Annotated in this window: 13 protein-coding genes; 6 read left to right on the top strand and 7 right to left on the bottom strand. The window is 70.8% G+C overall.

Annotation, left to right across the window (positions count from 1 at the left end; genetic code table 11):
- Positions 1–6: 6 nt before the first annotated feature.
- The 4 genes from FH608_RS21150 to FH608_RS21165 form a co-directional block, all read right to left on the bottom strand.
- Positions 7–1,212, bottom strand: coding sequence for a DUF6395 domain-containing protein (locus FH608_RS21150; RefSeq protein WP_139632270.1), 1,206 nt, complete (start codon positions 1,210–1,212; stop codon positions 7–9).
- Entirely contained in the window at positions 1,203–1,571 is a 369-nt protein-coding gene (locus tag FH608_RS21155; RefSeq protein ID WP_139632271.1) for a hypothetical protein, read from the bottom strand. Before FH608_RS21155 ends, FH608_RS21150 begins: the two co-directional genes overlap by 10 nt.
- 68 nt (positions 1,572–1,639) lie before the next feature.
- Entirely contained in the window at positions 1,640–2,413 is a 774-nt protein-coding gene (locus tag FH608_RS21160; RefSeq protein WP_139632272.1) for an enoyl-CoA hydratase/isomerase family protein, read from the bottom strand.
- Between the two features lie 84 nt (positions 2,414–2,497).
- The gene (locus FH608_RS21165) at positions 2,498–3,151 is read right to left on the bottom strand and encodes a hypothetical protein (RefSeq protein ID WP_139632273.1); all 654 of its coding nucleotides are present in this window, start codon (positions 3,149–3,151) and stop codon (positions 2,498–2,500) included.
- A gap of 98 nt (positions 3,152–3,249) precedes the next feature.
- On the opposite strand from FH608_RS21165, the gene FH608_RS21170 reads away from it, so the two are divergent.
- Positions 3,250–3,549 (top strand): Fe-S cluster assembly protein HesB, encoded by a 300-nt coding sequence (locus FH608_RS21170; RefSeq protein ID WP_226899736.1) that lies wholly within the window; start codon positions 3,250–3,252, stop codon positions 3,547–3,549.
- A gap of 75 nt (positions 3,550–3,624) precedes the next feature.
- Here the strand turns inward: FH608_RS21170 and FH608_RS21175 are convergent, their stop codons facing one another.
- Positions 3,625–4,314, bottom strand: coding sequence for a rhodanese-like domain-containing protein (locus tag FH608_RS21175; protein WP_139632274.1), 690 nt, complete (start codon positions 4,312–4,314; stop codon positions 3,625–3,627).
- A gap of 68 nt (positions 4,315–4,382) precedes the next feature.
- Here FH608_RS21175 and FH608_RS21180 point away from each other — a divergent pair, with 68 nt between their 5' ends.
- The 3 genes from FH608_RS21180 to FH608_RS21190 all read left to right on the top strand — a co-directional run bounded on the left by FH608_RS21180 (position 4,383) and on the right by FH608_RS21190 (position 9,551).
- Entirely contained in the window at positions 4,383–6,389 is a 2,007-nt protein-coding gene (locus FH608_RS21180; protein WP_193318534.1) for a CehA/McbA family metallohydrolase, read from the top strand.
- 174 nt (positions 6,390–6,563) lie between these two features.
- Entirely contained in the window at positions 6,564–7,535 is a 972-nt protein-coding gene (locus FH608_RS21185) for a zinc-binding dehydrogenase (RefSeq protein WP_139632275.1), read from the top strand.
- A 102-nt stretch (positions 7,536–7,637) separates the two neighbouring features.
- Positions 7,638–9,551, top strand: coding sequence for an N-acetylmuramoyl-L-alanine amidase (locus FH608_RS21190; RefSeq protein WP_139632276.1), 1,914 nt, complete (start codon positions 7,638–7,640; stop codon positions 9,549–9,551).
- Here the strand turns inward: FH608_RS21190 and FH608_RS21195 are convergent.
- On the bottom strand, positions 9,514–10,410 hold the full coding sequence (locus tag FH608_RS21195) for a MurR/RpiR family transcriptional regulator (RefSeq protein WP_139632277.1): 897 nt from the start codon (positions 10,408–10,410) through the stop codon (positions 9,514–9,516). The two genes, FH608_RS21190 and FH608_RS21195, sit on opposite strands and share 38 nt — an antisense overlap.
- A gap of 21 nt (positions 10,411–10,431) precedes the next feature.
- Positions 10,432–13,014 carry an alpha-glucan family phosphorylase gene (gene glgP / locus FH608_RS21200; RefSeq protein WP_139632278.1) on the bottom strand — a complete coding sequence of 861 codons (2,583 nt, stop codon included), beginning with the start codon at positions 13,012–13,014 and terminating at the stop codon, positions 10,432–10,434.
- Between the two features lie 327 nt (positions 13,015–13,341).
- Here glgP and FH608_RS21205 point away from each other — a divergent pair, with 327 nt between their 5' ends.
- Together FH608_RS21205 and treS are read left to right on the top strand one after the other, a co-directional pair.
- Positions 13,342–15,420, top strand: a complete 2,079-nt coding sequence (locus FH608_RS21205) for an alpha-1,4-glucan--maltose-1-phosphate maltosyltransferase (RefSeq protein ID WP_139632279.1) — start codon at positions 13,342–13,344, stop codon at positions 15,418–15,420.
- A gap of 71 nt (positions 15,421–15,491) precedes the next feature.
- On the top strand, positions 15,492–17,195 hold the full coding sequence (gene treS, locus FH608_RS21210) for a maltose alpha-D-glucosyltransferase (RefSeq protein ID WP_139632280.1): 1,704 nt from the start codon (positions 15,492–15,494) through the stop codon (positions 17,193–17,195).
- Positions 17,196–17,198 lie beyond the last annotated feature (3 nt).

A 17,198-nucleotide genomic window follows, 5' to 3' on the forward strand; every position in this document is an offset into this window, starting at 1 on the left:
GCGGGGTCAGGAGCCCCATGTTTCCACCTTGCGGATCTCGTCCTCCGCCATCAGCCCGACGTGCTCCTTCATGAACGCCGTCGCCTCGCCGCGCCACGGCTCGGGGATCTCGCCGAGCGCCCGCGGGTAGCAGTGGTCGAGCCAGCGCGTCGACTCCTCCGTGACGTCGAAGTAGTCGAGCGTGCCCGCGAACAGCGTCTTCTCGATGCCGGGCACGCGGGCCAGCCCGTACTGGACCATCTCCATCCCGCCGTACGGCGGCTTCTTGAGCCACTTGCGCGCGACCGGCTGGTCGGCGGTGATCGGGGTGTCGAGCGGGCGGCGCTCGACGGCGGCCTGGATGAGCTCCTTGTACAGGCACTTCCCGCACGTACGGCACGGGCCGTTCGTTCCGCGCAGGCACCAGCGGACGTAGTCCTTGAGGCCGGAGCCGAGCGCCAGGCGCATCGTGGTCGCCTCGCTCACCCCGCCGACGGGCAGCACGATGTGCACCCCGACGGCCGCGAACAGCCGGCCCCACCGTCCGTGCGGCGACCACATGGGGTTGTCGGGGGTGTAGCGCCACAGGTAGCGGCCCCCGCCGAGCCAGCGCGAGCCGAGCTCGTAGCCGAAGCCCAGCCCGCCGAGGTCCAGCTGGTCGGCCAGCAGCAGCGCGCCCGCCGCGACGGCGTGGTGCTCCGGGTAGCCGGGGCGCGGCTCGGCCAGCGTGAACTCCAGGTCCGACGTGACCGTGCTCAGCTCCCGCCCGGTCCTCGCGGCGAGCTTGGCCAGCACGTCGGAGCGGTAGTGCGACCAGCGGTTGGGCACCCTCGGGTGGGGCACGCGGCGGAAGTGCACGAACGGCGCCTCGGGGTGGATGGCCGCCGCCGCCACGGAGTCGGCGCCGCCGCTGTACGAGATCGCGAGCCTGCTCCCCGCCCGGCGCGGCTCCGCGCCCACCGGGCCGGCCTTGACGCCCCACCCGGCGTACAGCTCCTCGGCCACCTCGGCGGAGATGGCGCGGTCGAACACGATCCGCTTCCTGGTCCACGGCGCCACGACCGTCCAGGCGGCGAGGGCGAAGAGGTCAGGGTGGGCGTCGTCGGGGACGCCGCCGATGGAGCAGGAGTTGATGGCGAGCTTGATCGGATGATCGTCGGACGCCTTGCCCGTGATCTCGTCCTCGGCGTCGAGGCGGAAGGTCAGAGCGGTGCCCGTCCAGGTCACGCGCACGGCTGCTCCCCCGGCCTGCCGGAGCCCGTGCCCGACGCGCTGCCGGCGCGCAGGTCGTCGATGGCCTGCCAGACCAGGACCTCGTTCTGGAGCACGCCGTCCAGCGCCTTGGCGGTCTCCTGGGCCAGCCGGTGCGCCTCGTCGATCTTCCTGGTGTCAGGCTTGGGCGCGGCCGGCGGGCGGGCGTTCCTGAGGCGCTCGACCTCGCCCTGGAGGGTCGCCACCTCCCGCCGCAGCGTCTGGACCTCCCACAGCGCGTCCCTGATGTCCTGACGGTGATCGGAGATCGAGATGTAGCGGGAGTCGAACCACGTACGCACGGCCTTCCGGAGCCGGGCTGGGACGAGGACGCGCATCATGAAACGCCACCATACTGGCAAACCAGCGCCTGAAAGGACGAGCTATCCGAACGGGTCGGGCGTCCCGCTCAACGACCTGTGAATTTGGGCTTGGCCTTCTCCGCGAACGCCCGCATGCCGGCCCTCGCGTCGTCCGTGGCGAACAGTCCGGAGAACTGCAGGCGCTCCACCTCGAGGCCCGTGTCGAGATCGACCTCCAGGCCCTGGTCGACGGCCTGCTTGGCGGCGCGGAGCGCGACCGTGGGGCCGCCGACGAACGTGGCGGCCCACTCCAGGGCGGCCGTGTAGACCTGCTCGTCGGGCACCACCCGGTCCACCAGGCCCATCGCGAGCGCCTCGGAGGCGGCGACGTGCCGGCCCGTGAAGATCAGGTCCTTGGCCCTGGCCGGGCCGATCAGGCGGGGCAGGCGCTGCGTGCCTCCGGCGCCGGGGATGATGCCGAGCGTGATCTCCGGCTGGCCCAGCTTGGCCGACTCGCCCGCGACCCTGAAGTCGGCGCAGAGGGCGAGCTCGCAGCCGCCGCCCAGGGCGTAGCCGGTGATGGCGGCGATGACCGGCTTGCCGATCCTCGCGACCTCGGTGAAGCAGGCCTGGAGCGTGCGGGAGTGGGCAGCCATGTCGGCGTACGACATGTCGGCCATCTCCTTGATGTCGGCGCCCGCCGCGAAGACCTTCCCGCCGCCGTAGAGGATCACCGCCTGCGCCTGCGGGTCGGCGTCGACCTCGCGCGCGGCCTCGGCGATCTCGCGCTGGACCTGGCCGTTGAGTGCGTTCATCTTCGGACGGTCAAGACGGATCGTGGCGATCTGGTCGGCCACCTCGACGCTCACAAACTCACCCATGAGGCGAACCTAACAGAGCGGCCGTGACTGCGGCCGTGAGCGCGGCCGTGAGCGCGGCCGTGAGCGCGGGCCCGCCGCGGCGCGTCAGCGGGCCGCCGCCGACATCACCTCGTCCACCGTCTTCTTGCTGCGCGACACGCGTACGAGCGCGGCCGACAGCCGGGCCAGCTCGTCGTTCGAGTGGGCCAGCCCCGCCAGCCGGCGCTCCTGGCGCGGCAGCCCCAGCTTCTCCGCCCCGTCCAGGACCTTCTGATCCAGGTGCGGCGCGACCTGCGGCCACACGGCCTGCACCTCGCGCAGGAAGATGTCGGCCCCGGTCGGCCCGATGCCCGGGAACTCCATCAGCAGCTGCCTGATCCTGCGGTCCTCCCCGCCGGCCTCCTCGCGCAGCCGGCGCAGGTCGCCCTTCCAGCGCTCCATCAGCAGCTCGGCGCCCTCGCCCAGCATGGTCGAGGTGCGCTCGTCGTAGCGGCGGTAGTGGCCGCGGCCCAGGGCGTCCACCCGGTCCTGCCAGCTCGCCTCGCGCATGGCCTTCGGCGTGCCGTACCCGGCCTTGAACAGCTCCACGGCCGCCGCCACCGCGACGTCGGCCGAGATGCGGGCGCTCAGCAGGGTGGCCAGGACCAGCAGCTGGTACAGCGGCTTGGGCTGGTCGGCGAGCTTGATGCCGCTCTCCTTGGCGAACGTCCGGCCGTAGCGGTCGAGCAGGACGTCCACGACGGCTTCGTTCTTCCCCATGCCGCCACCGCTACCCGGGACCAGTCGTGACATGCCGGATTTCGGGCAGGGGTCGGGAGGAGGCGGCCCGTCCTGAGGGTTCGCCGACGAGAAAGCCGATGACGAAGGAGTTCGCCGTGCTGACCTTGACCGACAACGCCGTGGAGGCGATCCGCGATCTGATGGTCGGCGAGGACGTGCCCGCCGACGCCGGCCTGCGCATCTCACCCAAGCCCGACGAGGCGGGAACGCTCGAACTGTCGCTCGCGAGCACGCCGCAGGCGGGTGACCAGGTCGTCCAGAAGGAGGACGTGCGGGTCTTCGTCGCGGAGGACGTGGCGCCCATCCTCGACGACAAGTCGCTCGACGCGCAGCCGGGCTCGCCGGGGCAGCCCGCGTTCCGCCTGAACCGGGCATAGCCACTCCCGGACCATCCCGCGGCCGTCCCGGGGCCGTCCCGGCGGCTCCGGGGCCGGCCCGAAATCAGCCCGGGGTCAGCCCAGGTCGGACTCTGATTCGGGCGGGCGCACGTCGCCCAGCCCGAACAGGCCGACGAGCCTGCCGTTCGCCTGGGTGACGACGACGTGGTCCACCTTGGCCCGGTCCATGCGCTGGACCAGCGGTCCCAGCTCCTCGCTCGGCCGCACGGTCGTCACGCCGACGCGCATGACCCGCTCGGCGGTGCCGCCCGTGCCGGCGCCCTTAAGCTCGCGCGACCCGACCACGCCCTGAACCACGTCGTCCTCGTCCACCACGACGGCCACCCCGGCCGGGTCGCCGATGATGCGCTCGGTGAGCTCGTCCAGCGGGTCGGCCGGGGCGGCCGTCACGGGGTCACGGCGCGTGTTCCGCGACACCAGCTCGGCGCTCCCCTCGTACGGCAGGTCCGCCGCCAGCCAGTCCATCTTGCCCGCCACGTAGTCGTGCACCTCGGGGAACCCGAGCCGGTCGAGCCTGCGCGCGGCCCGCGGGCTCAGGTCGCACAGCCAGTCGTGGCAGTAGACGATGACCGGCCGCTCCTTGTCCAGTTCGCCCGCCGCCGAGTCGAGGGAGCCCAGCGGCAGGTTCACCGCCTTGGGCAGGTGCGCCCACGCGTACTCCTCCGCCGGAAGCACCTCGACGAGCTGCGCCTCCCCGGTGGCGACGAGGTCCTGGACGGCTTCGCGATCGATGATGTCCCTCATGTCATCCCCCTGCCCCCAGACGGCGATTCGTGTCACTATGGCGACGCGTCCGATCCAGGGAGTGTCCGATGAGTGACGATCCGCTGTTTCCCGCCCCCGTGGCCCGCGCGCTGGCCGACTACCGTGCGCTGCGTGACGCCCACGGTCCGTGCTGGGGCGAGCCGCCCATCTCCTATGTCGCCCAGGCCTGGGCCACCGTGTTCCTCGACCGCCGCTACACCTACTGGAACGCCGCGCGACGGCAGCTCGCCGAACGCTATTCGCCGGAGGAGATCGAGCAGCATCTCCACGAGGTGGATCCCGAGCGGGTGGTGCGCGACGCGCTCGCGGGCGACGTGCTGGACAACCTGGCGGCGCTGCGATTGACGCCCGGCGGGGTCGCGCTGGAGGCCGACCGGCAGGTGGTGCTGGGCGCGGAGCCGTTCCGCACCTCGCTGCTGCTGGACTCCGCCACGGACGAGCCCGTGACGGTCGTCGTGGACGGCACGCCGTACGATGTGCCCCCGCGCGGCGCCCGGATCGTCCCGCTGGAGCGGGAGGTCAGCGTGGACGGGCGCGAGGTCGACCTGTCGCCGCTGTGCAGGCGGGCGGAGGCGGCCACGATCAGGGTGCGGGCGGGCTTCCCGTGCCGGTGGAGCGTGACGGGCGCGAACGGGCAGGGCTGGTACCCCGAGGGCGCCCCGCCCAAGAGGGACGCCCACCGCAACCCGTACTTCCACGGCGACGACCTCGTGGTCGCGGTGCCCGCCGAGCCGATCACGGTCACGGTGACCAGGGGCATGGAGTACACCACGTCCGAGGTGACCCTCACCCCGAAGGCGGGCACCGAGACGCTGGTCGAGCTGGCGCCCGAGCGCCTCTACGACGCGGCGGCCCGCGGCTGGTACGGCGGCGACCTGCACGTCCACCTCAACTGGATGGGCGAGGAGCCCGCCGCACCCGCGCTGGCCGCGGCGGCTCAGCACGGCGAGGACCTGCACGTGCTCAACCTCGTGGCGGGCAACGTCGCGAGCGGTCGCGTCTACGACGCCGAGGCGCTGGCGCACTGGGCGGGCGAGGACCTGCCGTGGTCCGACGAGCGCCACCTGGCCAGGATCGGCGTCGAGTACCGCAACGACGTCGTCGGGCACGTCAGCGCGTTCGGCCTGCGGCAGCCGCCGCGGCGCTACCACACGGGGTTCGAGGGCACGGCCGACTGGCCGCCCAACACGGTCGCGCTGGAGGAGCTGCGGGCGCTCGGCGGGCTGACGGGGTACGGGCACCCGTTCCACACCGCGTTCGCCGACGACGACCCGCCGGACGTCGTGCTGGACAGCGGGCGCGACTGCGCGGCCAGGGAGATCGTCGCGGACGCCGCGCTCGGCCTGATCGACACCCTCGACGTGCTCAACCACTCCTCGGTGCAGGCCACGGCGAGCGTCTACCGCCGCCTCATCGGCGCGGGCAACCGGCTCGCGGTGACCGCGGGCACCGACGCCGTGCTGTCCTTCTGCCGCCGCGGCACCGCGTCCAGCCCGCCCGGCTGGGAGCGCGTGTACGCGAACGTCGCCGGCCCGCTCACCGCCGAGTCGTACGCCGAGGCGATCCTGCTCGGCCGCACCTTCGCCACCACCGGCCCGTGGCTGGAGCTCGCCGTGAACGGCCACGGGCCCGGCGACACGCTGGAGCTCGCGCCGGGGCAGTGGGTGGAGATCGTGCTCACCTCGGTCGGGCCCGAGGTGGAGTCGCTGGAGATCCGCACCGCCGACGGCGTGCTGGCCCAGGGGCCGCCCGGGCGGCTGACCGCCACGATGGAGGCGGGCGAGCCGACGTACGTGGTGGGGGTCGCCTCGGGCGGGCCGCATCCGCGCGCCCTGCACGGGGCCGGCGCGTACGCCCACACGAGTCCGGTGTACGTGGACGTCGCGGGCGCGCACGTGGCCAGGGAGGCGGACGTGCGGTGGTGCCTGGCGTGGCTGGACCGGCTGGAGGTCGTGCTGCGGGAGTTCGGCACGTTCGAGAGCGCGGCGCAGCTGGACGACCATCTGGAGGTCTACGAGCGCGCCAGGGACGTCTACCGCGCCCGGCTGCCCTGATGGTCTCCTCCGTGACGGCCTCGTCCCTCATAGTCACCGGTCCCGATGGAAGCGATCACTCCTGACGCGGCGCCCGCCGTCAAGAAGCCGATCAAGTTTCCCGGAAGTTGACATCAAGCAAGGTTGAGGTTGCAGCCTCGGAGGCGAATCGATCGCCGTATCCGGGAGAGCACCATGCACGCCGTCGTCCTGCACGCCTTCGGCCCCGCCACGAACCTGAGCTACGAGACCGTGCCCGATCCCGTGCCCGGCCCCGGGCAGGTGCGCATCGCCGTGAAGGCGGCCGGCGTGCACCTGGTCGAGACGGTGCTGCGGTCGGGCCGCGCCGGAGAGTCGCTGCCGCCGCAGCCCGAGCTCCCGACGATCTTCGGTGGCGAGGTGGCGGGGCGGGTGGACGAGGTGGGCCCCGGAGTGGATCCGTCCTGGATCGGGCGGGACGTGGTGACCGCGTCCGGCCGGCCCGGGGGCTACGCGGAGCTGGCGGTGGCGGACGTGGCGTCGGTCCACCCGATCACGATCGGCCACGAGACGGCGGTCGCCATGATCGTCACCGGGGTGACGGCGCTGCAGTTCCTGGACGTGGCCGAGCTGACCCCGTCCGACGTCGTGCTGGTCACCTCGGCGGCCGGCGGCATCGGCCGCCTGGTCGTCCAGTACGCGCGCGACCTCGGGGCCAAGGTGATCGGCGCGGCGGGCGGCCCCGCCAAGGTGGCGGCCGTGCGCGAGCTCGGCGCGGACCTCGCCGTCGACTACGACCGGCCCTCCTGGGCGGAAAGCGTCGCGGCGGAGCTGGGCGGCCGCGAGGTCACGGCCCTGCTCGACGGGGTCGGGGGCGACAAGGCGCGCGCCGCGTTCGAACTGCTGGCCGACGGCGGCCGGTACGTGACCATCGGCAACGCCTCGTCCCAGGTCTTCCGCCCGGACCCCGAGACGGTCGAAAAGCGCGGCCTCACGGTGACGAACGCGCTGATGACGCTGCTCAGCGAGCCGGACACCAGGCCCCGCTACGAGGTGCGCGCGCTCGCGGCGGCCACCGACGGCACGCTCACACCCGCGGTGCAGGCGTTCCCGCTCGCCGAGGCCGCGGCCGCCCACGCCGCCCTGGAATCCCGGGCCACCACGGGTAAGGTCGTCCTCATCCCGTAGCCCTTAACAGGTGAAGAATTCTTTCGTAAAGATCTCGCCTAAGAAGGAAAATGTTGAGACGCTGAACTGCACTACGTGACCCCCCAGCCCAAGGAGTGGTTCATGCGCCGACTACTGGCGATCTCCGTGGTCGCCCTCCTGCCCTTAGCCCTCACCCCCGCCGCCCACGCCGACGAGCCGGCCGACCGCCAGGAGGCCTTCGCGGCGGCCGCGCGGGAGTTCAAGGTGCCGGAGAGCGTCCTGCTCGGTGTGTCGTACCTGGAGTCCCGCTGGGACGCCCACGCCGGGCAGCCGTCCAACAGCGCCGGGTTCGGGCCCATGCACCTGACCGACGCCGCCTCCTTCGCCGCGTCCAACCACCACGGCCAGGGCGAGGAGGACGCGCGCGGCGACGAGAGCCGCCCGCTGCCCGCGCCCACGACCTCGGCGGCCCCCGCCGACATTCCCGCCGCGCTGCGCACCATGGACAAGGCCGCGGAGCTGACCGGCGAGAGCCGCGAGCGCCTGCGCTCCGACGCCGCCGCCAACATCCGCGGCGGCGCCGCGCTGCTCGCCGACTACCAGAAGTCGCTCGGCGCGCCGCTGAGCGACGACCCGGGCCAGTGGTACGGCGCGGTCGCGAAGTACAGCGGGGCCGAGGAGACGGGCGCGGCGAAGTTCTTCGCCGACGAGGTGTTCGCGACGATCAAGAACGGCGCCGCGCGGACCACCGACGACGGGCAGAAGGTCGCCCTGCCGGCGGTGCCGGGCCTGGAGAAGATCGAGAAGTGGCTGGAGAAGCTCGGTCTGCGCCCGTCCAGGACCGACGGCGTGGAGTGCCCCGCCTCGGTCTCCTGCGAGTGGATCCCGTCCGCGTACCAGGAACTGCCCCCTGACGACTACGGTCACTACGACCTGGCGAACCGGCCGTCCAGCCAGAAGATCGACTACATCGTCATCCACGACATGGAGGGGTACTTCGAGCCGTCCATCCGGCTCAACCAGGACCCGAACTACGGCGCGAGCTGGCAGTACTCCATCCGCTCCACCGACGGCCACATCGCCCAGCACATCAAGGCCAAGGACGTCGGCTGGCAGGCCGGCAACTGGTACATCAACGCCAAGTCCATCGGCATCGAGCACGAGGGCTTCCTGGCCGAGGGCGCCACGTGGTACACCGAGGCGATGTACCGGTCGAGCGCGCGACTGGTCCGCTACCTGGCCCTCCGCTACGCCGTGCCGCTCGACCGGGCCCACATCCTGGGCCACGACAACGTGCCCGGCACGCTGCCGACGACCGTGCAGGGCATGCACGAGGACCCCGGGCCGTTCTGGGACTGGGCGCACTACTTCCAGCTGATGGGCGCGCCGCTGCACCGCTTCGGCGGCCCCAACGCCGGATCAATCATGATCAAGCCGGACTTCGCGACGAACAAGCCGTACTTCTACGGATGCGACCGCGCGAACCCCGAAGCCGACTGCCCGCCCCTCCCCGCGAGCACCGTCTGGCTCCGCACCGAGCCCAGGGACGACGCGCCGCTGGTCAAGGACATCGGCAAGCACCCGACCGGCGGCTCCCTCTACAGCGTGTACGACCACAGCGCCCGCGCCACCACCGGCCAGCGCTTCGCCGTGGCCGACCGCCAGGGCGACTGGACCGCCATCTGGTACCTCGGCCAGAAGGCGTGGTTCCACAACCCGGCGAGCGCGCCGACAGCCGTCCCGTCGGCGGGCCTCGTGGTCACGCCGAAGCCCGGCAAGGCCACGGTCCCGGTGTACGGCAGGGCCTACCCGGAGCAGGAGGCCTACCCGGCGGACATCCCGTACCAGGCGGTGACGCCGCTGCAGTACACGTTCTCGGCGGGCGAGAAGTACACCCTGGCGGGCCCCGCCGCCACGGAGTATTACCGCGCGGTCACCTTCGACCTGGCGGACCACAAGGTGGTGCGGGGCAGGACGAAGTATCTGGAGATCCAGTTCGGCCACCGCGTGATGTTCGTCAAGGCTGACGACGTGCGGGTGTCGTTCGCCTGGTGAACTCCTTGACGGCGCGCCTGGTGCTCGCGAGCGCCTCCTGGGAGGAGTCGTAGGTGCGCTGGGCGACGCCGACGAACACGCAGTCGACGACGAGGAGCTGGCTGATCCTGCTGGCCAGGGCGCCGGGACGGAACTCCGTCTCGCGCCCGGCGGAGATCAGCACGTGTTCGGCCAGCTCTGCGATGGACGAGCGCGGGTTGTTGGTGATGGCGACCGTGGTGGCCCCGGCCTCGCCGGCCCGGGTGAGCGGCTCGATCACGTCGGGCGTCTCTCCCGAGGTGCTGATGCCGATCGCCACATCGCCCTCCCTGAGCAGCACCGCGCTGGTCAGCGCCAGGTGCGCGTCCTGGAAGGCGTGGCTGGACAGCCCGATGCGCAGCAGCTTCTGGGCGACGTCCTCGGCCACCAGGCCGGAGGCGCCCACGCCGTAGGCGTCGATCCGCCGGGCGCCCGCGATGGCGTCGACGACCAGCCCCAGCCGCTCGGAGGTCAGCTGGGCGACCGTGTCGTTGATCGCCTCCGACTCGGCCCGCGCCACCTTCTGGATCACCTCCGACAGCGGGTCGTCGGGCGCGAGGTCGCCGGGCACGAGCCGGTCGGGCTGCGCCGCGGCGGCGGCTAAGGCCAGCCGCAGCTGCGGATAGCCCGCGAACCCGAGCAGCCTGGCGGTGCGCACGATCGTGGCCTCGCTGGTGCCCGAGGCGGCCGAGAGCTCCGTGATGGTGCTCCTCGCCACCGTGGCGGGATCTTCGAGGATGAGCCGGGCGACGGTCTGCGCGGCCGGCGTCAGGGACGGCAGCACACCGCGGACCGTGGCCACCAGAGTGTCGGCCCGCAGGCCGTTGCCGCTGTCGTCCACGTCCCGATTATGCCGCCCGTTTTACCTGAGCGTGCCGTTGGTCATGCCCACGGGTTCCTCGGGCACGGCGATGAGCCCGAGCTCCGCCGGGGTGGCCGCGAGCGGGTGGTACGGCACGACCCGGACCGTGTAGCCGAACGCCCCCGTACGGTCGAGCGGGATCTCACCGGTGTAGTGGGCGCGCCGGTCGTCGTCCATCGACGCGACGGAGAGCCTGGCGTAGGTGGGGCTCGCCAGCTCGTCGTGCGGGCCGACCTTGCCGTAGGCCGCCTCGACCAGCACGTCCTCGGGCTCCAGGTCGCCGAGCGCGACCGTGGCGCGCAGCTCGACGCGGGCGCCCACCTCCGGCGCCTCGCCGACGCCCGAGGCCTCGACGTGCTCCACCCGCACGCCGGGCCAGGCCTGGGCGACCCGGACCTTCCAGGCGGCGAACGCCTTCGCCGGGGCGTACGACTCGGCCGACAGCGCCCTGGCCGAGGCGGCGGCCGGGGTGTACAGGCCGACGACGTAGTCGCGCAGCATGCGCCCGGCCAGCACCTTCGGCCCCAGCGAGGCGAGGGTGTGCTTGACCATCTCCATCCAGCGGCGCGGCAGCCCGTCGAAGGCCCGGTCGTAGAACCGGTCGGACACCTCGTGCGCGATCAGGTCGTAGAGGGCGGCGGCCTCCAGCGCGTCGCGCCGGTCGGGGTCGGTCACGCCGTCGGCGGTCGGGATCGCCCAGCCGTTGGTGCCGTCGTACCACTCGTCCCACCAGCCGTCGCGGATCGACAGGTTGAGCCCGCCGTTCAGGGCGGACTTCATCCCGGACGTGCCGGACGCCTCCAGCGGGCGCAGCGGGTTGTTCAGCCACACGTCGCAGCCCTGGGTCATGAGCTGGCCGAGCGCCATGTCGTAGTCGGGCAGGAAGACGATGCGGTGGCGCACGGTCGGCTGGTCGGCGAACTTGACGATCTGCTGGATGAGCTTTTTACCGCCCTCGTCGGCGGGGTGCGCCTTGCCGGCGATGACGATCTGCACTGGTCTGTCCGGGTCGAGCAGCAGCTCGGTCAGCCGCTTGGGGTCGCGCAGCATCAGCGTGAGCCGCTTGTACGACGGCACGCGCCGGGCGAAGCCGATGGTCAGCACCTCGGGGTCGAGCGCGTCGTCGATCCACCCGAGCTCGGCGTCGGAGGCGCCCCGCTCGCGCCACGACTTGCGCAGCCGCACCCGGGCGCCCTCGACCAGCCGCCTGCGCAGCGTGCCCCTGATCTGCCAGATGTCGCCGTCGGCGATCTTCTGGATGCCCTCCCAGCCGCGGGCCCGCTCCAGCAGCGCGGGCAACTCCCGCCCGGCCAGCTCCATGAACTCCCGGCCGACCCAGGTGGAGGCGTGCACGCCGTTGGTGATCGAGCCGATCGGGACCTCGTCCACGTCGAACCCGGGCCACAGGTCCTTGAACATCTCCCGGCTGACCCGGCCGTGCAGCTCCGACACGCCGTTGACCCGCTGGGCCAGCCGCATGCCCATGACCGCCATGTTGAACCGGCCGGGATCGGCCTCGGCGCCGAGCGCCAGGATGCGCCCGACGGGAACGGTCGGCCAGGCGTTGGAGCCGCCGAAGTGGCGCTCGATCATGTCGACGGGGAAGCGGTCGATGCCCGCCGGGACGGGCGTGTGCGTGGTGAACACCGTGCCCGCACGCACGGCCTCCAGCGCCTCGTCGAACGAGAGCCGCGACTCGGTCAGCTCGCGGATGCGCTCGAGGCCGAGGAACCCGGCGTGGCCCTCGTTCGTGTGGAACACCTCGGGCTCGGCGTGCCCGGTGATCTGGCAGTACGCCCTGATCGCGCGCACGCCGCCGACGCCGAGCAGCAGCTCCTGCATGAGCCGGTGGTCGGTGCCGCCGCCGTAGAGGCGGTCGGTGACGTCGCGGGCGGCGGTGTCGTTGTCGGCCACGTCGGAGTCGAGCAGCAGCAGCGGCACCCGGCCCACCTGCGCCACCCACACCTGGGCGTGCAGCTCGCGCTCGCCCGGCAGGCCGATGCGGATCTTGACCGGCTCGCCCCCGGCCTCCTTGAGCAGGGTGAGCGGCAGGCCGCCCGCGTCGAGCGACGGATAGTGCTCCAGCTGCCAGCCCTCGGGCGACAGCGACTGCGTGAAGTAGCCGTGCCGGTAGAGCAGGCCGACCGCGAGGATCGGCACGCCCAGGTCACTGGCCGCCTTGAGGTGGTCGCCGGCCAGGATGCCGAGGCCGCCCGAATACTGCGGGAGCGCGGCGGCGATGCCGTATTCGGGCGAGAAGTAGGCGATGGCCCGCGCGCCGTCGGGCAGCGTCTGGTACCAGCGCGGCGAGGTCATGTATTCGCGCAGGTCGTCGGCCGCGTCCGCGAGGCGGCGCAGGAAGCGGCGGTCGGCGGCCAGCTCTCTGAGCCGGGCCGGGGTGACGGCGCCGAGCAGGGCCACGGGGTCGTGCCCGACCTGCTCCCAGAGGCCGGGATCGACCTCGGCGAAGAGGTCCATCGTCTCCGGGTGCCATGACCAGCGGAGATTGTGCACGAGCTCGCCGAGGGCGGCCAGCTCCGCGGGCAGGACGGTGCGGACGGTAAACCGGCGGATAGCTCTCACGTTTCTGCACCCTACGGGCTAGGAGGGACCTCGTCAGTCCTTCACCCCGGCGAGGGCCGTTCAAACCCCTGCCAGGAGCAAGCATGAAGAGGGACTATTGGGGCAACTTTCCTCAATGTTGGCTCTCCCGCGGACACACTCGGGAGGTCTATCCACTGCTGTCCACAATTTACATGCGAGGATCGTTGTCATGGCCGGATACGGTCGGCGACCCACCACCGGTCGCCGGGCCCGCACCGGCACCCGTCTGGACCCGACACGAACGCCTGCACCCGTACGGAAAGCCTCCGGTGGCGCCGAGCGCGCCTCCGCAAACCCTTGAATGCGATGATCGGACGAATTCCCATCACGGACATCTCCCCCGTCGTCGACTGCGGGCAGTGGCCCGCCAAGGCGGTCGCCGGCGAGACCTTCCAGGTCTCGGCCACCGTCTTCCGAGAGGGCCACGACGCCGTGGCCGCAGGAGTGGTGCTCACCTCGCCCGACGGGCAGCGCGGGCGGCTGAGACGGATGCGCGAGCTCGCGCCCGGCACCGACCGCTGGGGCGTGGACGTGAGCCTGCCCGCCGAGGGTGACTGGCTGTTCCGGGTGGAGGCGTGGAGCGACCCGATCAGCACGTGGTTGCACGACGCCGAGATCAAGATCCCGCGTGGCATGGACGTCGACCTCATGTGCGAGGAGGGGGCCCGGCTGTTCGAGCGGGCGGCCAGGGCCGTGCGGGCGGCAGACTGCCCCAACGAGCGGCCGAAGGGCCAGAGCCCCAACGGCTCGAAGAACGGGAGCGGCGGCGAGAGCGCCTGCGGGCACCGGGCGGCCCTGCTGGGGGTCTCCGCCACGCTGCGTGACGAGGACCTGGACCCGAGGGCCCGGCTGTCGATCGCGCAGCTGCCGGAGACGGCCGCGCTGCTGGACTCGCACCCGCTGCGGGAGCTGGTGACCAGGTCGAAGTCGCACCGGGTCAGGGTGGACCGGCGCAGGGCGCTGTACGGCTCGTGGTACGAGTTCTTCCCCAGGTCGGAAGGCGCGGTGGTCAACGAGGCCGGCATCTCCAAGTCCGGAAATTTCCAGACTGCTGCCAAGCGGCTGCCGGCCATCGCCAAGATGGGCTTCGACGTCGTCTACCTGCCGCCCGTCCACCCCATCGGGACGACGTTCCGCAAGGGCCGCAACAACACGCTCAGCCCCGAGCCCGACGAGCCCGGCTCGCCCTGGGCCATCGGCTCCGAGGACGGCGGCCACGACGCCGTCCACCCCGACCTGGGCACGATCGAGGACTTCGACGTCTTCGTGGGCCGGGCCAGGGAGCTGGGCATGGAGGTCGCGCTCGACTTCGCGCTCCAGTGCTCGCCGGACCACCCGTGGGTGAAGGAGCACCCCGAGTGGTTCACGATCAGGGCCGACGGCTCCATCGCCTACGCCGAGAACCCGCCGAAGAAATATCAGGACATCTACCCGATCAACTTCGACAAGGACCCCGAGGGCATCTACGCCGAGGTCAGGCGGGTGCTGCGGCACTGGATGGACCACGGCGTGCGGATCTTCCGGGTCGACAACCCGCACACCAAGCCGGTCGCGTTCTGGGAGCGGCTGCTCGCCGACATCCACACCACCGACCCGGACGTGATCTTCCTGGCGGAGGCGTTCACCCGTCCCGCGATGCTCCGCACGCTGGCCAAGGTCGGCTACCACCAGTCGTACACGTACTTCACGTGGCGCAACGCCAAGGGCGAGGTGGAGGACTACCTGTCGGAGCTCTCCCACGAGACCTCCGCCTACCTGCGGCCGAACCTGTTCGTGAACACGCCGGACATCCTGCACGAGTACCTGCAGCACGGCGGGGTCCCGGCGTTCAAGATCAGGGCGGTGCTGGCCGCGCTCGGCGCCCCCACCTGGGGGGTTTATTCCGGATATGAACTCATAGAGAACATCCCGGTACGCCCAGGCAGCGAGGAATACCTAGATAGCGAGAAATATCAGTACAAACCTCGTGATTGGGTTACGGCCGAACGCGAGGGGTGGAGCCTGGCCCCCTTCATCACTCACCTGAATTTGTTCCGAAGAGCGCATCCGGCACTGCAGGAATTGCGTAATCTACGGATCCACAGGGTCGACCAACCGGACATCGTCTGCTTCTCGAAGCGGCTGCCCGGCGCCTATGACCCGGCCACACGACGGCACGGGCTGGGCGACGTGGTTCTGGCGGTCATCAACCTGGACCCGTACCACACCCACGAGGCGACCGTTGATCTTGACCTACCTGCCATCGGGCTCGACTGGAACGCGGAGTTCGTCGTGGACGACGAGCTGTCGGGCGAGTCGTACCGCTGGCGGCAGAGCAACTACGTGCGCCTCGACCCCCACATCCAGCCTGCCCATATTCTCACCGTACGAGCCGCGCCACGGTAGAACTGAATTCAGCGGGGAGTCTTCAACGTGTGTGAAAGCGCCTCCGTCATGAGCCCCTCACGGAGTGGCTCATGAGCTCCACCACGCCCATTCCCAACACCTTCGACGAGGAAAAGCCGCGCGATCCCTACTGGTACAAACGCGCGCTCTTCTACGAGGTCCTGATCCGGGGTTTCGCCGATTCCAACGGCGACGGCACCGGCGACATCAGGGGGCTCATCAGCAAGCTCGACTATCTCCAGTGGCTCGGCGTCGACTGCCTGTGGCTGCTGCCGCTGTACGAGTCGCCGCTGCGTGACGGCGGTTACGACATCGCGGACTTCATGAAGATCCTCCCCGAGTTCGGGGATCTCGGAGACTTCGTGAAGCTCGTGGACGAAGCACACAAGCGCGGCATGCGCGTCATCGCCGACCTGGTCATGAACCACACCAGCGACGCCCACCCGTGGTTCCAGGCCTCCCGGCACGACCCCGAGGGCCCGTACGGCGACTTCTACGTGTGGTCCGACACCGACGAGCGCTACCAGGACGCCCGGGTCATCTTCATCGACACCGAGACCTCCAACTGGACCTACGACCCGGTGCGCGGCCAGTACTACTGGCACCGCTTCTTCCACCACCAGCCGGACCTCAACTACGAGAACCCCGACGTGCAGGAGGCCATGCTGGAGGTGCTGCGCTTCTGGCTCGACCTCGGCATCGACGGGTTCCGGCTGGACGCGGTGCCGTACCTCTTCGAGGAGGAGGGCACCAACTGCGAGAACCTCCCGAGGACGCACGAGTACCTCAAGCGGATCAGGTCCGAGGTGGACCGGCTCTATCCCGACCGCGTGCTGCTCGCCGAGGCCAACCAGTGGCCGTCGGACGTGGTGGAATACTTCGGCGATCCAGTGGGTGGCGGGGACGAATGCCACATGGCCTTCCATTTCCCGCTGATGCCCCGCATTTTCATGGCCGTCCGCCGGGAATCCCGTTACCCCATTTCCGAAATTCTGGCTCAAACGCCGAAAATTCCGGAAAATTGCCAGTGGGGGATCTTCCTCCGCAACCACGACGAGCTGACGCTCGAAATGGTCACGGACGAAGAACGCGACTACATGTACACCGAATACGCCAAGGACCCCCGTATGCGGGCGAACGTCGGCATCCGCCGCCGCCTGGCACCCCTGCTGGAGAACGACCGCAACCAGATCGAGCTGTTCACCGCCCTGCTCCTGTCTCTGCCCGGCTCGCCCGTGCTCTACTACGGCGACGAGATCGGCATGGGCGACAACATCTGGCTCGGCGACCGCGACGGCGTGCGCACCCCCATGCAGTGGGACCCCGACCGCAACGCCGGCTTCTCCGACTGCGACCCCGGCCGGCTCTACCTGCCGGTCATCATGGACCCGATCTACGGCTACCAGGGCCTCAACGTCGAGGCCCAGCAGAAGAACGCCGGTTCGCTGCTGCACTGGACCAAGCGCATGATCGAGATCCGTAAACGCCACCCGGTGTTCGGTCTCGGCGGCTACGCGGAGCTCAACTCCTCCAACCCCAGCGTGCTCGCGTTCGTCAGGGAACTGGGCGACGACCGGATGCTCTGCGTGAACAACTTGTCACGCTTCCCCCAGCCGGTCGAGCTGGACCTGCGGAGATTCGTGGGGGTCTCTCCCGTGGAGACCATGGGCGGAGTTCCATTCCCGGCAATTGGCGAACTTCCGTATCTTTTGACGCTGCCTGGGCATGGGTTCTACTGGTTCACACTCCCGCCGGCCGTCACCCAGGAGGAGTAGGAC

The organism is Nonomuraea phyllanthi (genome assembly GCF_006334985.2).
In the GTDB taxonomy this organism is placed as follows: Bacteria; Actinomycetota; Actinomycetes; order Streptosporangiales; family Streptosporangiaceae; genus Nonomuraea; species Nonomuraea phyllanthi.